At 68.0% G+C, this 18,008-nt stretch carries 16 protein-coding genes; 8 read left to right on the forward strand and 8 right to left on the reverse strand.

Going from position 1 to position 18,008, the window contains the following annotated elements:
- Both Q7T09_RS13585 and Q7T09_RS13590 read left to right on the forward strand, forming a co-directional pair.
- A partial coding sequence (locus Q7T09_RS13585) for a TonB-dependent receptor domain-containing protein (RefSeq protein WP_304700420.1) occupies positions 1-2,908 on the forward strand: 2,908 nt, incomplete at its 5' end.
- A gap of 292 nt (positions 2,909-3,200) precedes the next feature.
- The gene (locus Q7T09_RS13590) at positions 3,201-6,110 is read left to right on the forward strand and encodes a TonB-dependent receptor domain-containing protein (protein WP_304700421.1); all 2,910 of its coding nucleotides are present in this window, start codon (positions 3,201-3,203) and stop codon (positions 6,108-6,110) included.
- Positions 6,111-6,187: 77 nt separating this feature from the next.
- Here the strand turns inward: Q7T09_RS13590 and Q7T09_RS13595 are convergent, their stop codons facing one another.
- From Q7T09_RS13595 to Q7T09_RS13610, 4 genes are all read right to left on the reverse strand, one after another.
- Positions 6,188-6,577: a DUF6491 family protein gene (locus tag Q7T09_RS13595; protein ID WP_304700422.1), complete on the reverse strand. Its 390-nt coding sequence runs from the start codon at positions 6,575-6,577 to the stop codon at positions 6,188-6,190.
- Between the two features lie 130 nt (positions 6,578-6,707).
- On the reverse strand, positions 6,708-8,507 hold the full coding sequence (gene mnmD / locus Q7T09_RS13600) for a tRNA (5-methylaminomethyl-2-thiouridine)(34)-methyltransferase MnmD (RefSeq protein ID WP_304700423.1): 1,800 nt from the start codon (positions 8,505-8,507) through the stop codon (positions 6,708-6,710).
- 71 nt (positions 8,508-8,578) lie between these two features.
- Positions 8,579-8,872 (reverse strand): hypothetical protein, encoded by a 294-nt coding sequence (locus tag Q7T09_RS13605; RefSeq protein WP_304700424.1) that lies wholly within the window; start codon positions 8,870-8,872, stop codon positions 8,579-8,581.
- 191 nt (positions 8,873-9,063) lie between these two features.
- Positions 9,064-9,363, reverse strand: a complete 300-nt coding sequence (locus tag Q7T09_RS13610; protein ID WP_304700425.1) for a hypothetical protein — start codon at positions 9,361-9,363, stop codon at positions 9,064-9,066.
- Between the two features lie 259 nt (positions 9,364-9,622).
- Between Q7T09_RS13610 and Q7T09_RS13615 the strand changes: the two genes are divergently transcribed.
- Positions 9,623-10,513, forward strand: coding sequence for an alpha/beta fold hydrolase (locus tag Q7T09_RS13615; protein ID WP_304700426.1), 891 nt, complete (start codon positions 9,623-9,625; stop codon positions 10,511-10,513).
- On the opposite strand, the gene Q7T09_RS13620 is transcribed toward Q7T09_RS13615, so the two are convergent.
- Positions 10,502-11,431: a thioesterase family protein gene (locus Q7T09_RS13620; protein ID WP_370689249.1), complete on the reverse strand. Its 930-nt coding sequence runs from the start codon at positions 11,429-11,431 to the stop codon at positions 10,502-10,504. The two genes, Q7T09_RS13615 and Q7T09_RS13620, sit on opposite strands and share 12 nt — an antisense overlap.
- Before the next feature lie 163 nt (positions 11,432-11,594).
- Between Q7T09_RS13620 and Q7T09_RS13625 the strand changes: the two genes are divergently transcribed.
- Positions 11,595-12,425: a cytochrome b/b6 domain-containing protein gene (locus Q7T09_RS13625; RefSeq protein WP_304700427.1), complete on the forward strand. Its 831-nt coding sequence runs from the start codon at positions 11,595-11,597 to the stop codon at positions 12,423-12,425.
- Positions 12,422-13,198 (forward strand): molybdopterin-binding protein, encoded by a 777-nt coding sequence (locus Q7T09_RS13630; protein ID WP_304700428.1) that lies wholly within the window; start codon positions 12,422-12,424, stop codon positions 13,196-13,198. The genes Q7T09_RS13625 and Q7T09_RS13630 overlap by 4 nt, the downstream gene beginning before the upstream one ends.
- 1 nt (position 13,199) lies before the next feature.
- Here the strand turns inward: Q7T09_RS13630 and Q7T09_RS13635 are convergent, their stop codons facing one another.
- Complete coding sequence (locus Q7T09_RS13635; protein ID WP_304700429.1) at positions 13,200-14,012, reverse strand: phosphatase PAP2 family protein; 813 nt, start codon at positions 14,010-14,012, stop codon at positions 13,200-13,202.
- A 147-nt stretch (positions 14,013-14,159) separates the two neighbouring features.
- Here Q7T09_RS13635 and Q7T09_RS13640 point away from each other — a divergent pair, with 147 nt between their 5' ends.
- From Q7T09_RS13640 to Q7T09_RS13650, 3 genes are read left to right on the forward strand one after another with little or no spacing between them, the layout of a single operon-like run.
- On the forward strand, positions 14,160-14,540 hold the full coding sequence (locus tag Q7T09_RS13640; RefSeq protein WP_304700430.1) for a DUF2089 domain-containing protein: 381 nt from the start codon (positions 14,160-14,162) through the stop codon (positions 14,538-14,540).
- Positions 14,537-14,899, forward strand: a complete 363-nt coding sequence (locus Q7T09_RS13645; protein WP_304700431.1) for a hypothetical protein — start codon at positions 14,537-14,539, stop codon at positions 14,897-14,899. The genes Q7T09_RS13640 and Q7T09_RS13645 overlap by 4 nt, the downstream gene beginning before the upstream one ends.
- Before the next feature lie 11 nt (positions 14,900-14,910).
- On the forward strand, positions 14,911-15,336 hold the full coding sequence (locus Q7T09_RS13650; protein ID WP_304700432.1) for a hypothetical protein: 426 nt from the start codon (positions 14,911-14,913) through the stop codon (positions 15,334-15,336).
- Positions 15,337-15,443: 107 nt separating this feature from the next.
- Here Q7T09_RS13650 and Q7T09_RS13655 read toward each other — a convergent pair whose 3' ends face one another.
- Entirely contained in the window at positions 15,444-16,514 is a 1,071-nt protein-coding gene (locus tag Q7T09_RS13655) for a deoxyhypusine synthase (RefSeq protein WP_304700433.1), read from the reverse strand.
- 96 nt (positions 16,515-16,610) lie between these two features.
- Positions 16,611-17,864 (reverse strand): type III PLP-dependent enzyme, encoded by a 1,254-nt coding sequence (locus Q7T09_RS13660; RefSeq protein WP_304700434.1) that lies wholly within the window; start codon positions 17,862-17,864, stop codon positions 16,611-16,613.
- Positions 17,865-18,008: the final 144 nt, after the last annotated feature.

Here is an 18,008-nt window from a genome sequence, read left to right on the forward strand (position 1 = left end):
GACCGTGGTCGAGGAGGTCGTGGTCACCGGATCCTTCATCGCCGGGACCTCGGAAAAGGCCGCCCAGCCGGTTGACGTCATCGGCGTCCAGGAACTGGCCAAGCAGGGGGCGCCCAGCGTCGTCCAGCTGGTCAAGACCCTGACCGCGGCCCAGTCCTCGCTCGGGGAAAGCAACCGCTACAACGGTGGCGCGGGCACGGCCTCGATCAATCTCCGCGGCCTCGGCTCCTCGCGAACCCTTGTGCTGATGAACGGCCGACGCCTGGCCGACACCACCGCGGCGGCTTATCAGGGGGGCGGCCAGGACCTGAACTTCATGCCGACGGCCGCTATCGGCCGGATTGAGATTCTGAAGGACGGCGCGGCCGCCACCTACGGCTCCGACGCCGTGGCCGGGGTGGTCAACTTCATCACCCGCAAGGATCTCGACGGCTTCGAGTTCAACGGCAACTACGCCTTCATCAAGGACTCTGACGGGGGTGACTACGACGCCAGCCTCGCCTACGGCAAGGTCTTCGAGAACGGCAACATCCTGTTGACGGCGGGCTACCGCGGCCGCGGCCGGCTCGACGCCCAGGATCGCGACTACGCGGTCCGGCCGTTTGAGTCGGTCTATTACGGTGGCTGGTCAGGCTCGGCGAGCCCCGGCTCCTATGGCACCCCCTCCGGCGGCGGGCTGTTCCGCGACAACGGCTGTAACGTTCTCGGCTCCCAGGAACTTTCCGGCGCCCTCAAGCCGGTGACCAGCGGCGGCGCCCTCTGCCGCTACCAGTTCAGCAATTTCAATGACCTGGTGAACGAAGAGCATCACTATCAGCTCTATGGTGAGGTCAATTTCGACCTGAGTGATGACATCCGGTTCCATGGTGAAATCGCCTGGAACCGAAACGCGGTGCCCGACCAGCGGCTGTCTCCGGCCAACCTCACCACCCAGTTCCCGACTGCCAACACCTCCGGGTCCACGGCGGCGCCGGGTTACAACAACCAGACCCGCTACTTCATTCCGGCCAGCAATCCCGGCCTGATCGCCCTGCGCACCAACTGCGTGGCGCCGCTCACCGCGGCCCAGTGCGCTGGTATGGCGGCGGGCGTCACCACCAGTCAGACGGCTTGGCGCCTGATCGGCGTGGAAGGTCATCCGCTCAATGCGGATGGCGCCGACTATCAGCAGATCGAGCAGACCCAGTACCGGATTTCCGCCGGGCTGAACGGCAGGTTCGACGGCGGTTTCCTGGATGGCCTCGGCTGGGACACGGCCCTGACCTTCATGGAAAATAAGGGCACCGTCACCACCAACGACCTGTTGGTGAACCGCATCCAGCGGGCCTTCAACGGCCTTGGTGGCCCGAACTGCAACTACACTACCGGCACGCCAGGCGTTGGAAACTGCAAGTATCTCAACCCCTTCTCCAACGGTATCGCCGTCAGCGCCGTCAACGGCGCCGCCAACCCCCTCTATGTGGCTTCGGTTGCCAACGATCCGCAGATGAAGGCCTGGCTCTATGGCAGCTACACCAATGTGGCGACCAACCAAATCCTGGTGGCCGATGCGGTGATCAACAAGGAAACCAGCATCGCCCTGCCGGGCGGCAACATCGCCTGGGCGGCCGGGGTGCAATATCGCTTCGATCGTAACCAGGATGACTGGTCCGACCTGGGCGACGTGCAAGCCACGCCTTGCGTCGACTCCATCGATGGCCAGCAGGGCCAATGCGCGAACCCCACCGGTCCGTTCGTCTTCTTCGGCGCCCAGAAGGACAACGATGTCGACCGCAGGGTCGGTGCGGCCTTCGCCGAGGTCAAGATTCCGGTGTTTGACACCCTCGAGATCAGTGGCGCCGTGCGTCACGAAGATTTCGGCGGCAATGTCGGCTCCACCACCAACCCGCGGATTTCGGCCCGCTGGCAGCCGATGGAATGGCTGGCATTCCGCGGCTCTGCGGGGACGACCTTCCGCGCGCCCGGCCAAACAGCCCTCACGCCTGGAAGCAGCAAGGGTGTGCGCAACATCGCGGGCTCCTATCGCGCCGTCGTGACGGAGAACAACCCCAACCTCGAACCCGAGACCGCGACGACCGGCAATCTCGGCGTCCTGATCACGTCAGGCGGCTTCAGCGCCTCCGTCGACTACTGGACCTTCGACTTCAAGAAGGAACTGATCGTGGAGGACGCGGGCCAGCTCCTCGCCGCCCTCAACGCCACCAACTGCGCCAAGCCCGCCTTCGCGGCGCGCTTCGTGAATGTCGGCGGCGCCGCCGTCTGCACCACCCAAACCAATGTGCTGCAGGCGACGATCAAGATCGTCAACGGTCAGGATACCAAGACGTCCGGCTTCGACCTTCGCGCGCAGTATGACTTCAACAACTTCTTCGGGATCGACTTCTACGACACTCAGGTGACCGTGGGCGCCGAAGCCACTCTGACGAAGGAATACAAGCGCGGCGCCACGACCCTGCTGGAGGACCCTTCCGTCACCATCGCCCCGGCGATCGACCGGGCCGGCAAGCACGACCTGACGGGCGAGTTCTACTCGTTCCCGAAGACCCGCGCCTCGGCCTTCGTCAATGTCGCCGGCGACAAGTGGAACCTGCGCTACCAGCTGCTCTATCGTGAAGGCACGACCATCGCCTCCCCGGTCTGCGCGGGTGACGCGAGCGCTGCCGTCACGGCGGACTGCCGCTACAACTACGCCACTGGCACCTATCAAAGCGTCGGCAAGCTGGACGACTTCTGGCAGCATGATCTGAACCTGCGGGTCGACTTGCCCTGGGAGTCCACTGTGACGCTCAGCGTGCAGAACCTGCTCGATACGGATCCGCCGTTCGCCCAGAGCTTCTACAACTACGACGTCACCAACGGGAACCCGCTTGGGCGCGTGTTCAAGGTCGGTCTGAAGAAGAGCTTCTAGGCGGCGACGCCAGACCGCCGGCGGACTTCCGCCGTCGGGTCGTCCAACGCAACTGAGGGGCGTCGTCCATTGGACGGCGCCCCTCTTTTCTTGCGACAGCGCCGTGGTGGGCGATTCTCCCGCCCACGAGGGCCAGCCGCCACCCCAAGTCGTGGCGAGATCGTGGCGAGATAACGAAGTTATGTTTCAGAATTGGAAAAATTACTGGCAGCGTCAAAAACTGGGGCGGATGATCCTTCCGTTCAGGGCTCCGCGTCAGACGGGGACGGCTCCAGAAGGGGAAGAAAATCAAATGTCGAGCACCAGGTATCTGTGCGGCGTATCCGTCTTGGCTCTTGGCCTGACGCTCGGGCTCTCGGGGGCCGCCTCGGCCCAGGAGCAGGGGACCGAGGTCACGGAGGTCGTGGTCACCGGTTCCTTCATCCGTGGCACGCCAGAAGACGCAGCCCTGCCGGTTGACGTGATTGGATCCGATGAACTTGAGAAGCGGGGCTCGCCGACGACGATCGACCTGATCAAGTCCCTGCCCGTCAGCGGGCCGGTGCTCGGCGACAGCAACCAGTTCTCGACCGCCGCGCAGGGGCAGGTGGGCGCCGGTACGATCAATCTCCGCGGCCTGGGCAGCCTCAGGACCCTGGTCCTGCTGAACGGGCGGCGATCCGTGGCCTCGGCGGGGGCCGGCAGCGGCGGCGTCGACACCAATCTCCTGCCGGGGGCGGCCATAGGGCGCGTCGAGGTTCTGAAGGACGGCGCGGCGGCGACCTACGGCTCCGACGCGATCGCCGGCGTGGTGAACTTCATCACCCGCAAGAACTTCAGCGGCCTGGAGGCGGCGGCGGACTACCGCTTCGTCGACGGGTCGGAGGGCGACTATTCGGCCAGCCTGGCCTACGGCTGGGTGGGCGACAACGGCAATATCCTGCTGACGGCGGGCTACCAGCATCGCTCGGAACTGACCTCCATGGAGCGGGATTGGGCCAACCAGTCCTACCTCACCAACCCCTCGGGCTATTCGGTCCTGGGCCAGCCCCCCTCGTTCCTGCCGCGCAACGGCGCCATCCCAACTGCCGGAGTGCAGCGCGACGCCAACTGCGCGGCCGTGGGCGGCTTCGCCGGCTTCAGCGGCGCGACCCCGGCCTGCTACTTCACCTACATTCCGTACGACAACCTGATCGAGGACGAGAATCGCTACCAAGTCTTCGGCGAGGCGAACTTCGACCTTGGCGACACCACTCGGTTCCACGTCGAGGCGCACTACGCCAAGACCGACCTGCCCCACATGCGGTTCTCGCCGGCCTTCCCGCCGATCCAGGGGCCGAATGGTCCGGGCAGCGTCGGGGTCTTCACGGTCCCCACCACCAATCCCGGCGCGATCACGGCCCTGCAGCAGGCGGGGCTGTCGCCCGCCACGATCGCGGCGACCAACAACATCTCCCTGACCCTGTTCCGCGCGCTTGGCGCGGGGGGCAACCCGGCGTTCGGGAATGGCGGCCAGATCGGCTTCCGCAACTATGACATCTACCGCGTCTCGGCGAGCCTGACCGGCGAGTTCGGGAACGGCATCGGCTGGGACACCGCGGTCACCTATTCCCGGACCAAGAACGTGCAAAGCACGCCCGACATCGTGATCGAACGGCTGCAACGCGCCCTCAACGGCCTTGGCGGCGCGGGCTGCACGGGGACCAGCCCCGGCGCGGGCGGCTGCAAGTACTTCAACCCCTTCTCGAACGGCTATTCAGGCAACCCGGCGCTGGGCCTGACCAATCCCGGCTACGTGTCGGCCAACGCCAACGACACGGAACTGGTTCGTTGGCTCTTTGACTTCCCGGCCTCCACCCAGACCCAGAGCCTGTTGGTGCTTGACGCCGTCTTGAACGGTGAACTGCCGTTCCAGCTTCCCGGCGGGGCGATCGGCTGGGCGGCCGGCGCCCAGTATCGCGCGACGAACTTCGACTCCCGGCTTCGGAGTCCCCTGCAGGACTCGCGGGTCACCCCCTGTCCGACCATCGGTCAGACCAACTGCGCCTTCCCCACCGGTCCCTATATCTTCCTCGGCCAGGGCACGCCTCAGGAACTGGACGACTCGGTCTATGCGGTGTTCGCCGAGACCAACATCCCCTTCACCGACAACATAAACGCCCAGCTGGCGGTTCGCTTCGAGGACTATGGCGGGCAGACGGGATCGACCACCAATCCCAAGCTGGCGCTGAAGTGGCAATTGAATGATGTGCTGGCCCTGCGCGGGTCCGTCAGCACGACGTTCCGCGGACCCACCCCGGCCAACAGGTCCTCCAACAGCGTCACGGGGCTTTCGGGCATCCTGGCGGCCGGCAACAACTTCAAGTCGGTCGACTTCACCGGTAACCCCGCCGTCGGGCCGGAGCAGGCCTTCACCTACAATCTGGGCGCCATCGTCGAGGCGCACGGCTTCCGCGCGATCATCGACTACTGGAGCTACAAGATCGAGGACCAGATCACGACGGTCCCGGCGCAGATCGTCGCCACGGCGGTCGGGGGGACCGGCAACGGCAGCCAGTTCGTCAACTGCTCCAGCCCGCTGCGTCCGCTGATCACCTTCAACAACAACAACGCCTGCGCCCAAGGCGTGACGGTCGGCAACGACATTCAGCGGGTCCGCTCCGACACCGTGAATGGTCCGGAAATCAAGATGTCCGGCATCGACGCCTCGATCGACTTCAAGTCGAACGACTTCGCTGGAGGCGGCTTCGGCGCGGGCGCCTCGGTCAGCTACCTGCTGAAGTACGACATCGCCGAGTTCCGGGTGGCCGGCACTCTGGTGTCCACCGCCTATACGGCGCTCGGCTTCACCAACTACGATCGGTTCCCGGGAACGGTGTCCCGGTGGCGGGCCAATGCCTATGCCGAATACAGCTTCGGGCCGCACAATCTCAGGACCGACGTCACCTTCGTGGACGGCGCGGTGGACAACCGTGCTCCGATCAACGTCCAGGACACCACCGGCGCCGTGCGTCCGGTGCTCTTCGCACTGAGGGTCGAGGACTTCTACTCCGTCGACCTCAACTATCGCCTCCAACTGCCCTGGGACACCACGCTCACGGCGTCGGTCTTCAACCTCCTCGACCGCGATCCGTCCGCAGCCCGGCTGGAGATCAGCTACGACCCGTTCCTCGGCAACCCCTATGGCCGCTCCTTCAAGGTGGGGGTGAAGAAGAAATTCTAACCGGCGGGCTCTCCCCGTCGGCCTTCCAACGCACCTCAAAGGGGCGTCGTCCGTCGGACGGCGCCCTCTTTTTTGGGTCAGGGCCGCTCGCGGGAGGGCAGCGCCAGAATCTCCTCCGGCGTCAGCTTGCGCACCTGCTTCACCTCGCACCGCTGCAGCCGGCCGAAGGGGCCAGCGGCGAGGATGGTGGCGTCGAGGGGCGAACAGATGAAGGACGAGCCGCGGGACTTGATGGCGATCTTGTTCTGCCAGTCGATGTCGGGGCAGACCCCCAGCAGGTCAAGGCGATAGACGTCCTTGAGCCCGACCCGGATGTTCACCGTCCGGTCGTCCGCCACCGCGAAGTTGGAGACGTTGTGGGCCGAGAAGCAGCTCTTGGCCGGCCTTGCCGGCTTGGGCTCCGCCGTGGCCTGAGCGCCCGCTAGGGCCAGGATCGACGCGGCGACGGATAGGGAAATGATCTTCATGACCTGGATCTCGGCATCGACCGTCCCCAAGCAGCCCGGCGTGTCCGGAGCCACGATTGATTTTGCTTTTTTGGAAACAAAATCAATGCTGCTAAGAACTCGAATTGTAAGCAAACCTGCCAAGGTTTGCTTAGCCGATCATGCTGCGGCCCCGGCGGGCGGCGCGACGGGCGAAGCGGCTCGGATCCACCAGTTCGGCCAGGTCGGCCGGCAGGGGCGAGGGCGCGCCCAGGGCCAGGGCCGCCACGTGCTCGGCCAGCAGGGGGGCGGCGCAAAATCCCCGCGACCCGAAGCCGCCCAGCAGGAAGAGGCCCGGTTCCGCTCCCGGCGCCACACCGGCCAGGGGCAGGTGGTCGGCGGTGGTGGCGCGCACCGCCGCGCGGCCCGCCAGGGGCGCCTGGGCGATGCGAGCCGCCAGTTCGGGCAGGGCGGCGGCCAGGGTGGCTCGGTTGCGGTCGTGGTCGGCTGTCCGGACCTCGGCGGTCACCTCATCGCGGTCGTGGGTGGCGCCGAACAGCAGGCCGTCGCGGGTGGGCAGGACATAGCCGCCCCAGGCCGCGGCGTGGATCGTCTGCCCGTCCTGCGTCCAGCTGGCCTGGCCGCGCACTGGACGCAGGTCCGGCTGCGGCCACAGGGCCTGATGCCCGGTGGCTAGGATCACCGTCTCGGCCTCGGCCAGGGTCCGCCCCTGCGCGTCGGTCAGGATCCAGACCCCGTCTCCCCGGCTGAGGACCGCAACGCGGGCCCTCAGGACCTCGCCGCACCAGGCGGCCAGGATGGCCGCGGGCTCGACCACCAGGGCGCCGGTGAGATCCAGGGCGGCGGGAACCGGCTCCCCCAGCAGGTCGGCGGCGGCGAGGGCTGGGCGCACCGCCAGGGCGCCGGCCTCGAAGAGGTCGCTGGCGGCGATCTTGCCGAACCGCTCCAGGTCCCTGGGGCCCTCGGCCAACTGCAGGACCCCCTGGGAGAGGATGGCGTCCGGCGTCTCGGCGTAGAGCCGCCGGGCCCGGTCCAGGGCCTGGGCGAAGAGGGCGGCCAGGGGGCCGAGTCCCGCGTCGAGGCGGGGCGTCACCAGGGCGGCCGGGTTGCCGGAGGCGCCGGCGCCGGGGGCCTGCGCCTCGATCAGCAGGGGCTCGCAACCCAGGGCGCGCAGGGCGTGGGCGGCGCTGGCCCCGGCGATGCCGGCGCCCACCACCGCGACCCTCTGTCGCGGGATCTCCACGGCCTCGCCGGGCAGCCGGGCCTCCAGGCGCTCGCGCTTGCGGCCGTGGCCGGGGCGTTTCTCCACCGAGAACCCCGCCGCCCGCAGCCCCCGCCGCACCGCCCCGGCCACGGTGAAGGTGGCCGCCCGGGCGCCGGGGGCGGAGCGGGCCGCCACCAGGGCCAGCAGGGCCTCGTCCCACATGCCGGGATTTAGGGCAGGGGAGAAGCCGTCGAGGAACCAGGCGTCGGCCTGGCCACCCCAGCCCTCCAGGGCCTGGTGGGCGTCCATCACCGCCAGGTCCAAGGTGGCGGAGACCTCGGGCAGGTCCACTCGATGGAACCCTCGCGCCCGGCCGGGCCAGCGGTCGGTCAGCAGCCGGGCGATGTCGGTGAGCTCGGGCCAGGCGGCCAGCGCCCGGCGGGCCTCGTCGGCCGACAGCGGGTGGGCCTCGAGGCTGAAGATGTGCAGGTGGGCGCCCGCCTCTGCGGTGTTTCGCCACAGGTCCAGCAGGGCCAGGATGTTCAGGCCGGTGCCGAAGCCCAGCTCGCCCACCACGAATCGGCTCCGCCCTCGCCAGGCTTGCGGCAGGCCGCAGCCGGCCAGGAAGACGGCGCGGGATTCCGCTAAGCCGTCCTCGGTGGAGAAATAGACGTCCCCGTAGAGGCGCGAGCGTGGCTGGCCGTCATCGGCCCAGACCAGAGGGGAAGGGGGGGCTGCGTCGCTCATGGGACCTGAAACGGAAAAGGGCCGCCCCCCGGAGGGGACGGCCCTTCCTAGACGCAGATGCGTCGAGAAGCTTAGTGCTTCGCGGCTTCGGCGGCGGCGGCGGCCGGAGCGGCGGCTTCGGCGGCGGCCGGAGCAGCGGCCATCGCGGCGGCGTCAGCGGCGGCCGGAGCAGCAGCGGCGTCGGCGGCGGCGTCGGCGGCGGTGGCGGCGGCGTCGGTCGCGGTGGCGGCGGCGTCGGCGGCGACAGCGGCCGATTCAGCGGCCGGGGCTTCGGTCTTTTCAGCGGGCTTGGAGCAGGCGGCGGCCGAGAGAGCGGCGACGGCGGCGCCGGCGACGAGCAGCTTGCGGAGAATGGCGGAGGTCATGTCCCAGATCCTTAGATTTTGATAGTTAAAAGCACCCAACGAGGCGCGCCCCTTCGGGAGGGCCCCAACAGGGGGAATATGCCTGGGTTCGCGTCGAGGGCAAGGCTGAGCTTCACCTCAATTTGATCAGGCGAAAACAAAAGGGCCGCCCCGGAGGACGGCCCTTCGTAGAACGCTTGTGCGCTCGAAGCTTACTTCTTGGCGGCTTCGGCGGCGGCAGCGGCCGGAGCAGCGGCTTCGGCGGCGGCCGGAGCAGCAGCGGCGGCAGCGGCGGCGGCGTCGGCCGGAGCAGCAGCGGCGGCGGCGTCGGCAGTGGCGGTGGCGGCGGCGTCGGTCGCGGTGGCGGCGGCGTCGGTCGCGGTCGCGGCGGCGTCGGTCGCTTCAGCGGCGGCGTCGGCGGCCTTTTCAGCGGGCTTGCCGCAGGCGGCGACGGAAATGGCGGCGACGGCGGCGCCGGCGACGAGGAGCTTGCGAAGCAGTTCGGAGGTCATGTGGCTGGTCCCCTAGGAAACGGAGTAATGAAGCGCCCGACTCGCCCCCCGAATGGGAAACGCCGCAAGCGCGAGAGAGGAATATGCCGTGGTTCGCGGCGAGGGCAAGGCTTTAATTCACGCTCTCGTGATCACTTTTCGCCGCAGGCCCCGCAAGCCCTTGAGATTCCCCGGTTTGGCGATCACGCCTCGCGTGAAGGCTTAGCTCTGGCCGAGGGCGTAACAGCGGCTATATGGAGCCGGTCGGAGGAGAGTTCCCATGAATGCTGCGGTCGCGGGCGAGCCTCGCCCGGTGCGGATCGATCTGCCTGAGCGGGGCGGAGCGATGTCGGCGCTGGAGTTCGGGCCCTCCGGGCGGCCGGTGGACATCCTCTTCACCCATGCCAACGGCTTCAACGCCCGCACCTACGCAAGCATCCTGGCGCCACTGGCCGCGGAGTTCCGCATCCTGGCGGTGGACCAGCGGGGCCATGGCCGGTCTGGACTTCCGCCGGACATCGAGGGGCGCAACTCCTGGTACAATCTGCGTGACGACCTGCTGGCCTTCATGGCCGCCCTGGACCTGAAGAACCTGGTCATGGCCGGACACTCCATGGGCGGAACCGCCAGCATCCTGGCCAGCGCCGAGGCCCCGGACCGGGTCAAACGCCTGGTGATGTTCGATCCGGTGGTCCTGGCGCCGGAGATGATCGCCGCCCGCCGCGCCGGGGAGCCGATCGAATCGCCCTTGGTGCAGGGGGCCCTGCGTCGCCGCTCGGTCTTCCCGAGCCGGGCCGCGGTGATCGAGGCCTATACCGGCCGCGGCGCCTTCAAGAGCTGGACGCCGGTCATGCTGGCCGACTACGTAGCCGATGGCTTCCGCGACCGCCCGGACGGCGAGGTGGAGCTGACCTGCGCCCCGGAATGGGAGGCCTCGAACTTCACCTCCCAGGCCCACGACACCTGGGACGCCTTCGCCCGCTCCACCGCCCCCATCACCATCTTCCGCGCCGAGCACGGCTCCACCTGCCGGGTGGAGGGTCATGAGGCCGAGCTGACGGCCTCGGGCCGCATCACCCTGGAGACCGTGCCGGGGACCAGCCACTTCCTGCCCATGGAGCGGCCCGATGTCGTGGCGAGCGCCCTGCGCGCGGCGGTCCTAGAGACCTAGGCCCGGCGTCACCTGGGCCATGAAGGCCGCCTGGGCCTCCGGCGTGATGTCCACCACCTTGCGGGCGTCGAGGTCGAAGCTGATCACGACAGCCTCCGCGCTGGCCCAGGCGCGGCCGCTGACCGGATCGACCATCCAGTGCATGACCCGCCGGGTGCGGCTGTCGCAGCCGGCGAAGCCTGAGCGCAGCTCGATCGAATCGCCCGCCCGTGGCCAGTCCAGGTGCAGCACGCGGTATTCCAACACGGCTCCGCCGATGCGTTTCGGCGCCTCACCCTCGACCGGCGCGGGTCCGGGACGGGTCTCGCCGAACAGCCGGCTGACCCCGTCCGACACCCGGCCTATGAACATCTCGCCCCGCATGCGGCCGAACACGTCGCACTCGGTAGGTTGGATCACCCCCATGCCAATACGTTTCAGGTCCAGGGTCAGCGCCTTGTCGAGGGACGCCATGGGCGTCACCGGCGACAGGTCGATGCTGCGGGCGGCGGCGAAGGTCGGGATCTCCACCTTCAGGGCCTGCGCCCTGGCCCGGATGCGGGCCGGCCAGGGGAAGGGCCGCAGGTCATCGCCGGTGGCGTGGGCCACCACGACCTGGAAGGTGGCGGCGGGCTCGCCGGAGAGGTGACGGATCACCAGCAGCAGGCGGGCGTCGGTCTCGCCCATCTCCACCACCCCGCCGGTCATGATCAGGCAGGCGCCGGGCCGCGCCTCCCGCAGGAAGCGGATGTGCTGCTCGCGCACCACCAGGGTGGAGACGGCGCCCTGCGTGAAGGCGCGCGGCATGCCCAGCTGGGCGGTCAGGCCCGCCAATCCCTCGAGGGACTTGGCCACCCAGAACCGGACGTTCAGGTGCCCCATCTCGTCGCATTCCCAGGTGTTGACCCCTCCGCCCCAGACCTCGACGCCTTCGCTCACGCACCCATCCCCCGTTGTTGGCGCGAACTTATGGGAGCGGCGGTGTAACCAACAGGGGGCGGCGGGCGAATTCGTCTTCACGCTCAAGCTCGGGCCGACGATGGGCGTCGCCGACCTGTCGGCGGTGTGCCAAGCTCAAGGGCGCCTGGGAGGGAACGCGATCATGTCCGAACCGCCGCCGATGAAGGTGCTGGTCTATCGCCACGCGGCGGTCACGCGGATCACCCACTGGATAAACGTGGTGGCTCTGACCCTGCTGCTGATGAGCGGCCTGCAGATCTTCAACGCCCATCCGGCCCTCTACTGGGGCCAGACATCCACCTTCGCTGAGCCCTGGGTCTCGATGACGGCGGTGGAGAAGGGCGGCGACATGATCGGGGTCACCCAGATCGGGTCCCTCAGGATCGAGACCACCGGCCTGCTGGGCTATTCCGGCAAGCCTGGGATGCGCGAGCCTCGCGGCTTCCCGGCCTGGGCCACGGCGCCGGGCTATCGCAGCCTGGCGGACGGCCGCCATTGGCACTTCTTCTTCGCCTGGCTCTTCGTCCTCAATGGTCTGGTCTATCTGTCCGCCAACATCCTCAACGGCCACATCTTGCGCGACCTGCTGCCCACCCGCGACCAGCTGGCCCCGCGCCAGCTCTGGCGGGAGGTGACCGACCACGCCCGGCTGCGCTTCGCCAAGGGCGAGGAGGCCCGGGGCTATAACGCCCTGCAGAAACTGTCCTATGGCGGGATCGTGCTGATCGTCCTGCCGCTGATGGTGCTGACGGGCCTGACGATGTCGCCGGCGGTGGACGCGGGCCAGCCCTGGCTGCCGGCGGTGTTCGGCGGTCGTCAGTCGGCGCGGACGATCCACTTCCTGTGCGCGGGCCTGATCGTGGCCTTCGTCCTGGTCCATCTGGCCATGGTCCTGCTCTCGGGCGTCTGGAACAATCTGCGGTCGATGATCACCGGCCGCTACGCCATCGAAGTCGAGGGAGGGGTCCGATGAGCGCCGCCGACACCCGCCGCGGCTGGCTGAAGGGCGCGGCCGCCGCCGCCGCGGGCCTCTGGCTCACCGGCTGCAACAAGGTCAACGACAACCCCCGCGTCCAGGCTGCCCTGCAGAGCGCCGAGGGCCTGACCCGCCGCGCCCACCGGCTGTTGATCAGCCGCAAGGCCCTGGCCCAGGAGTTCACCGAGGCCGACATCGCCCGCGACTTCCGCGCCAACGGGTCCATCAGCCCCTCGGACGACGCCTACCGGGCCCTGCTGGAGACCGGTTTCAAGGACTACCGCCTGGTGGTGGACGGCCTGGTGGACAAGCCCCTGTCCCTGACCCTGGCCGAGGTCCGGGCGCTCACCTCCCGCACCCAGATCACCCGCCACGACTGCGTCGAGGGCTGGTCGAGCATCGGTAAATGGAAGGGCGCGCGGCTGGGGCCGTTGCTGGACTTGGCCGGCTTGAAGGACACGGCCCGCTACATCGTCTTCCACTGCGCCGACAGCCTGGAAATGACCCTGGACGGCTCGGGCCAGTACTATGAGAGCATCGACCTGATCGACGCCTACCACCCCCAGACCATCCTGGCCTACGAAATGAACGGCAAGGTTCTGCCCGTCGCCCACGGCGCGCCCCTGCGCCTGCGGGTCGAGCGCCAACTCGGCTACAAGCACGCCAAGTACGTCATGCGGATCGAGGCCGTTTCCGACTTCGCCCAGATCGGGCGCGGCAAGGGCGGCTACTGGGAAGATCGCGGCTACGAGTGGTACGCCGGAATCTAGCCTACCAGAGAGTCTTGGCGGTCAGCTCCGCCTCCACCTTGCAGGCGCTGGCCTCAGGCTTGGCGCTGGCCTTGCGCACCGTCGCGATCTCGGTTCGGACGGCTTCCAGGTCGGCGCGGAAGGCGGGATCGCCGTGCCAGGCGGCCACCAGGGCCGCCCCATTGGTGCGCCCGGCCTCGATGGCGCTGACGCTGTGCACGCCGCAGACCACCCGGCTCTCGCCGAAGGACCGACCGCGGGTCAGGATCGGGGTCGCCCGGTCCGGCGCGATCTCGGCCAGGATCAGGGCCACGCCCCAGCCCCAGGTGGCGTGGCCGGAGGGATAGTCGGGGCTGGCGGCCAGGGAGTCGCTTTTGGGCGCGCAGATGTTTCCCTCGCCGGCGATCAGATAGGGCCGCTTGCGCTTGAAGACGTCCTTGACGCTGGAGACCTGACGGCTGGCGTCGATCCCCATCCGGCTCAGCATGGCCATCAGCCTGGGCGTGGTCTGGGGGGAGAGCGGGGCGTCCATCGCGCAGCTGAAGTCGGTGAGCATGTTGGCCGGCAGGGAGGGGACGTCGTTCTGAGCCAGCGACCAGCGCGGCGAGCCCTCCAGGGCGCGGCTGGCCTTGTAGACCGCCTGGTCCTGGGCCTCCCGCGGCGAGCCGGTGGCCGGAGCGGGGGGCAGGATGACCGCCGCGTCGGGCCAGGTCTGGGCGGTGAGATAGCCGGTGGGCAGGGGGCGCGGGGCCGGGGCGGGCGCGGGCCGGATCATGGCGCATCCGGCGACGGTCAGGGCGCCCGTCAGGCTCAAGGCGATCAGTACACGGCTCATCCGTCTCACTCCCTAGGTCGTTGCCCCATCATGCGCGGGCGGCCGGCGGACGCAACGCCCGATCATGAAATTGATTTTCTCAAGATATCGCAGTTGAAAAATCAATTTTCTTGAGATACCGTTTTTGAAACCCGAGGCGAGGACCCCGTGAGCCAAGCGAAAGTCCAGGATTGGCAGGCCTTGACCCAGCTCACCGGCGGCGCGCCGCTGGTGGTGGAGCGGGTTCGGCTGGCCGACCGCGACATCGCCATTGAGGGGGCCTTCGAGCCGCCGCAACTGGCCAGGCTCTCGGCGGAGGATCAAATCTTCGTCGCCGCCTTCCTGCGCAGCCACGGCTCCATCAAGGAGATGGAGCAGGTGTTCGGGGTCAGCTACCCGACCGTGAAGGCCCGGCTGAACCGCATCGCCGCCAGCCTGGATGTCTTCGATGTCGCCCCCCGGCCCTCCCGGACCGAGGTCCTGGAGCGGCTGAGCCGCGGCGAGATCAGCGCCCAGGACGCTATCGCCGAACTGGAGGCCGTCACGTGAGTCCGGTTCCCACCTCCGTCCAGCCCACCGAGGTGGCCAATCCGGAGCGCCGCAAGGCGCCCCGCGGCCTCACCGTCATGCGCGAGCGCGCCGAGCGGCTGCGCTGGCGCACCGTGCCGCGGGTGCGCAAGCCGGGCCCCCGGCGCGAGATCAATCTGTGGCTGCCCGTGACCCCGCTGCTGATCCTGCTGGCGCCCCTGCTGATGCTGATCATGGGGATCGCCGTCCTGCTGCCCCGGCCCTTCGGGGTCAATCCGGCCATGGCCATGCTCGGGGTCGGCCGGGTGCTGATGGCGCTCAGCGGCACACAGGTCGACGTCGATACCGACGGGGCCAACGTCCACCTAAAGATCCTCTAGGAGAGACCGCCATGAGCGAAGATCGCCGCTCGATCCTGCAGATGCTGTCGGAAGGCAAGGTCACGCCCGACGAGGCCGAACGCCTGATCGCCGCCCTGGAACGGGGCGCCGCGCCGCGGGCGCCCGAGGGCGCTCCGGCGGCCAAGGCCGCGCCGAAATACCTGCGGGTGGCCGTCGACACCGACGAGGGCCACGGCGGTCCCACCAAGGTCAATGTCCGGGTGCCGATGAACCTGCTGCGCGCCGGGGTGCGGCTCTCCAGCATCATCCCGCCCCAGGCCCGGGACAAGGTCAACGAGGCCATGCGCCAGCACGGCGTGCCCTTCGACATCAATGCTCTGAAGCCGGAAAACCTGGAACAGCTGGTGGAGCAGCTCAACGACCTGACGGTCGACGTCGACCAGGACCGGACCAAGGTGCGGATCTATTGCGAGTAGGCGCCGCGCGGCGGCGCGACCCCACGGAATAGCGAGCGGGTATCCTCCCCACACGCTGAACTCGGCCGTCACGCCCTGGGGCGTGACGGCCGCTTCTTTAGGTCAGCCTATTTGGCGATCTTCTGGAACAGCTTGGCCCAGCGGGGCTTCTCGCGGGTCTTCCAGGCGCCGCGGTGCCAGGCGTCCGAGGCGATCAGCGGGACCACGGTGCTGGCCTCGGCGAACACCATCTGTTCCCAGGTGACGTCGACCTTGCCCCAGGAGCAGGCCTCCTTCAGCGTCGAGGACGAGCAGGCGCCGTCGCGCACGTCGGCCACGGTGATCTGGATGGCGTACTTGTGCATGTCCACCTCGTGGCCGAGAATCTCGGCGCAGACCACGGTGTCCTGGGCGAAGTTCTTGGGAACCCCGCCGCCCACCATGAACAGGCCCGTCGTGCCGGCCGCGATCTTGATGTCGGTCAGCTCACGGAAGTCGGCCACCGAGTCGATGGTGAGGTAGGGCTTGCCCGCCTTCATGTTCTCCACCTGGTGCTTCACCAGGCCGAAGCCGGCCGAAGAGTCGGTGAAGGCCGGGCAGAAGATCGGAATGTCCAGCTCATAGGCCGTCTCGATCAGCGAGCCCTTCTTCTTGGCGCCGCCCTCGGCCAGCCACTTGCCCATCTCCCAGATGAACTCGCGGCTCGAATAGGGGCGCGGCTCCAGGGCGTTGCAGAGCTGGAAGATGGTCTCGTCGCAGTTCTGGAGCTCTTCCTCGTCGATATAGGTGTCGTAGATCCGGTCGATATAGAGGGCGCGCAGATCGCGGTCGTCGACCGGATCCTGGGGCTTGGACTGATAGTGCTTGAAGCCCAGGGCCTCGAAGAAATCCATGTCCACGATCGAGGCGCCGGTGGAGACCACGCAGTCGATCAGGCCGAACTTCAGCATGTCGCGGTAGATGTGCATGCAGCCGCCGGCGCTGGTGGAGCCGGCGAGCGTCAGCCAAGTGGAGCAGCCCTTGTCTTCCAGGGCCATGGTCAGGATGTCGGCGGCGCGCGCGGTGTCGCGGCTGGTGAAGCTCATCTGCCGCATCGAATCGATGATCGGCCGGGCGTCGTACTGGTCGATGGCCACGTGCTCGACGGTGGTCGAGAGCAATTCGGCCTTGCGGTTGGTGTTCTGAACGTCAGCGTTCATTCTCTTGATCCTTTAGAGTTTGAGCGCCCGTCCATGGAAAAGGAGCCCAGCCGGGACGGAGCGACCGTCTGGACCAACAACACCTGGGCGGCGGGGTTATTTCCGCCGACGCTTCTTCCCGCGCGCCCGTGACAGCTTGACGACGTTGGCGGTGTCGGACTTCGGCATCGGGATCGAACGCCGGGCCAGGCCGTACATGGAGGCCATGGGCGCGTCCTCGCACTCGATGGTCTCGGCGTCGCCGAAGCCATTGAAGCGGGTGTTCATCGCCACGCCATAGGCGCCCAGCATGCCGATCTCGACATAGTCACCCTCGCGGATGTCCTCGGGCAGCCAGAAGGGGCCGGGCATGTGGTCCAGGGAATCGCAGGTGGGACCCCAGAAGCGGTAGGGCTTCAGGGCGCCTTCGACCTCCTGGGCCTCGCCGTCCACGTTGCGGATCAGCTTGACCGGAAAGGGCCACTTGGTGTGCGCCGCGTCGAACAGCGAGCCGTAGGACCCGTCGTTCAGATAGAGCGCGTCGCCCTTGCGCAGCTCGACCTTGGTGAGGATCGAGGAGCCTTCGGCCACCAGGGCCCGGCCAGGTTCGCACCACAGCTCGGTGGTCTCGTGGACCATCATCTCGGCGAAGCCGCGGTCGATGGAGTCCACGTAGTCGGCCAGCGCCGGCGGAACCATGCCCGGATAGACCGAGGGGAAGCCACCGCCCACGTCCACCACGTCGGCGAAGACGCCGGCGCGGACCAGGGCGCGCGAGGCCTGGGTCATGGCCGCCTGGTAGGCGGTGGGACGCATGCACTGGCTGCCGACGTGGAAGGAGACGCCCATCAGGTCCTGGGTCGCCCGACGGGCGGCCAGCAGCAGGGCCGGGGCCTCGAAGGCGTCGACCCCGAACTTTCCCGACAGGGAATAGGCCGCGCCCTCGGCGGCGACCGCCAGGCGCACGATCAGGTTCAGGTCCTTGGCGCCGCCGGTGGCGTCCAGGATCTTGGCCAGCTCTTCGTGCGTATCCAGCGCGAAGGTGCGGACCCCATGATCGAAATAGGCCTGGGAGATGGCCGAGCGGCTCTTGACCGGATGCATGAAGGCCATGCGCGAACCGGGGGCGAACTGGCTCACCAGTTCGATCTCCGGGATCGAGGCCACATCGAACGAGGTCACCCCATTGGCCGCCAGGGTCTCGATGACCCACGGCGAGGGATTCGCTTTGACAGCGTAGAAGACGTCGCCTCGGAAATTTTCCTGGAACCAGCGCGCCGCCACAGCCACCGCGTCAGGTCGCGCTATTGCGACAGGACGTTCCGGGGACCGCTGACGGACCAGGTCCAGGGGCGTATGATACGTGTGCAATTCACGTAACCCCCAACGGATTGTTGAACCTAGCCGGCGTTAGCAGCGCTTTTGAGGACTTCGGGTCCGCCGGAGCGCGGTGAAATAGGGGCATATCACCCCTGTGTAAAGCGGTTTGATTCCGCTGCGGTGAATCGCGCGCAA

The organism is Phenylobacterium sp. (assembly GCF_030645195.1).
GTDB lineage: Bacteria > Pseudomonadota > Alphaproteobacteria > Caulobacterales > Caulobacteraceae > Phenylobacterium.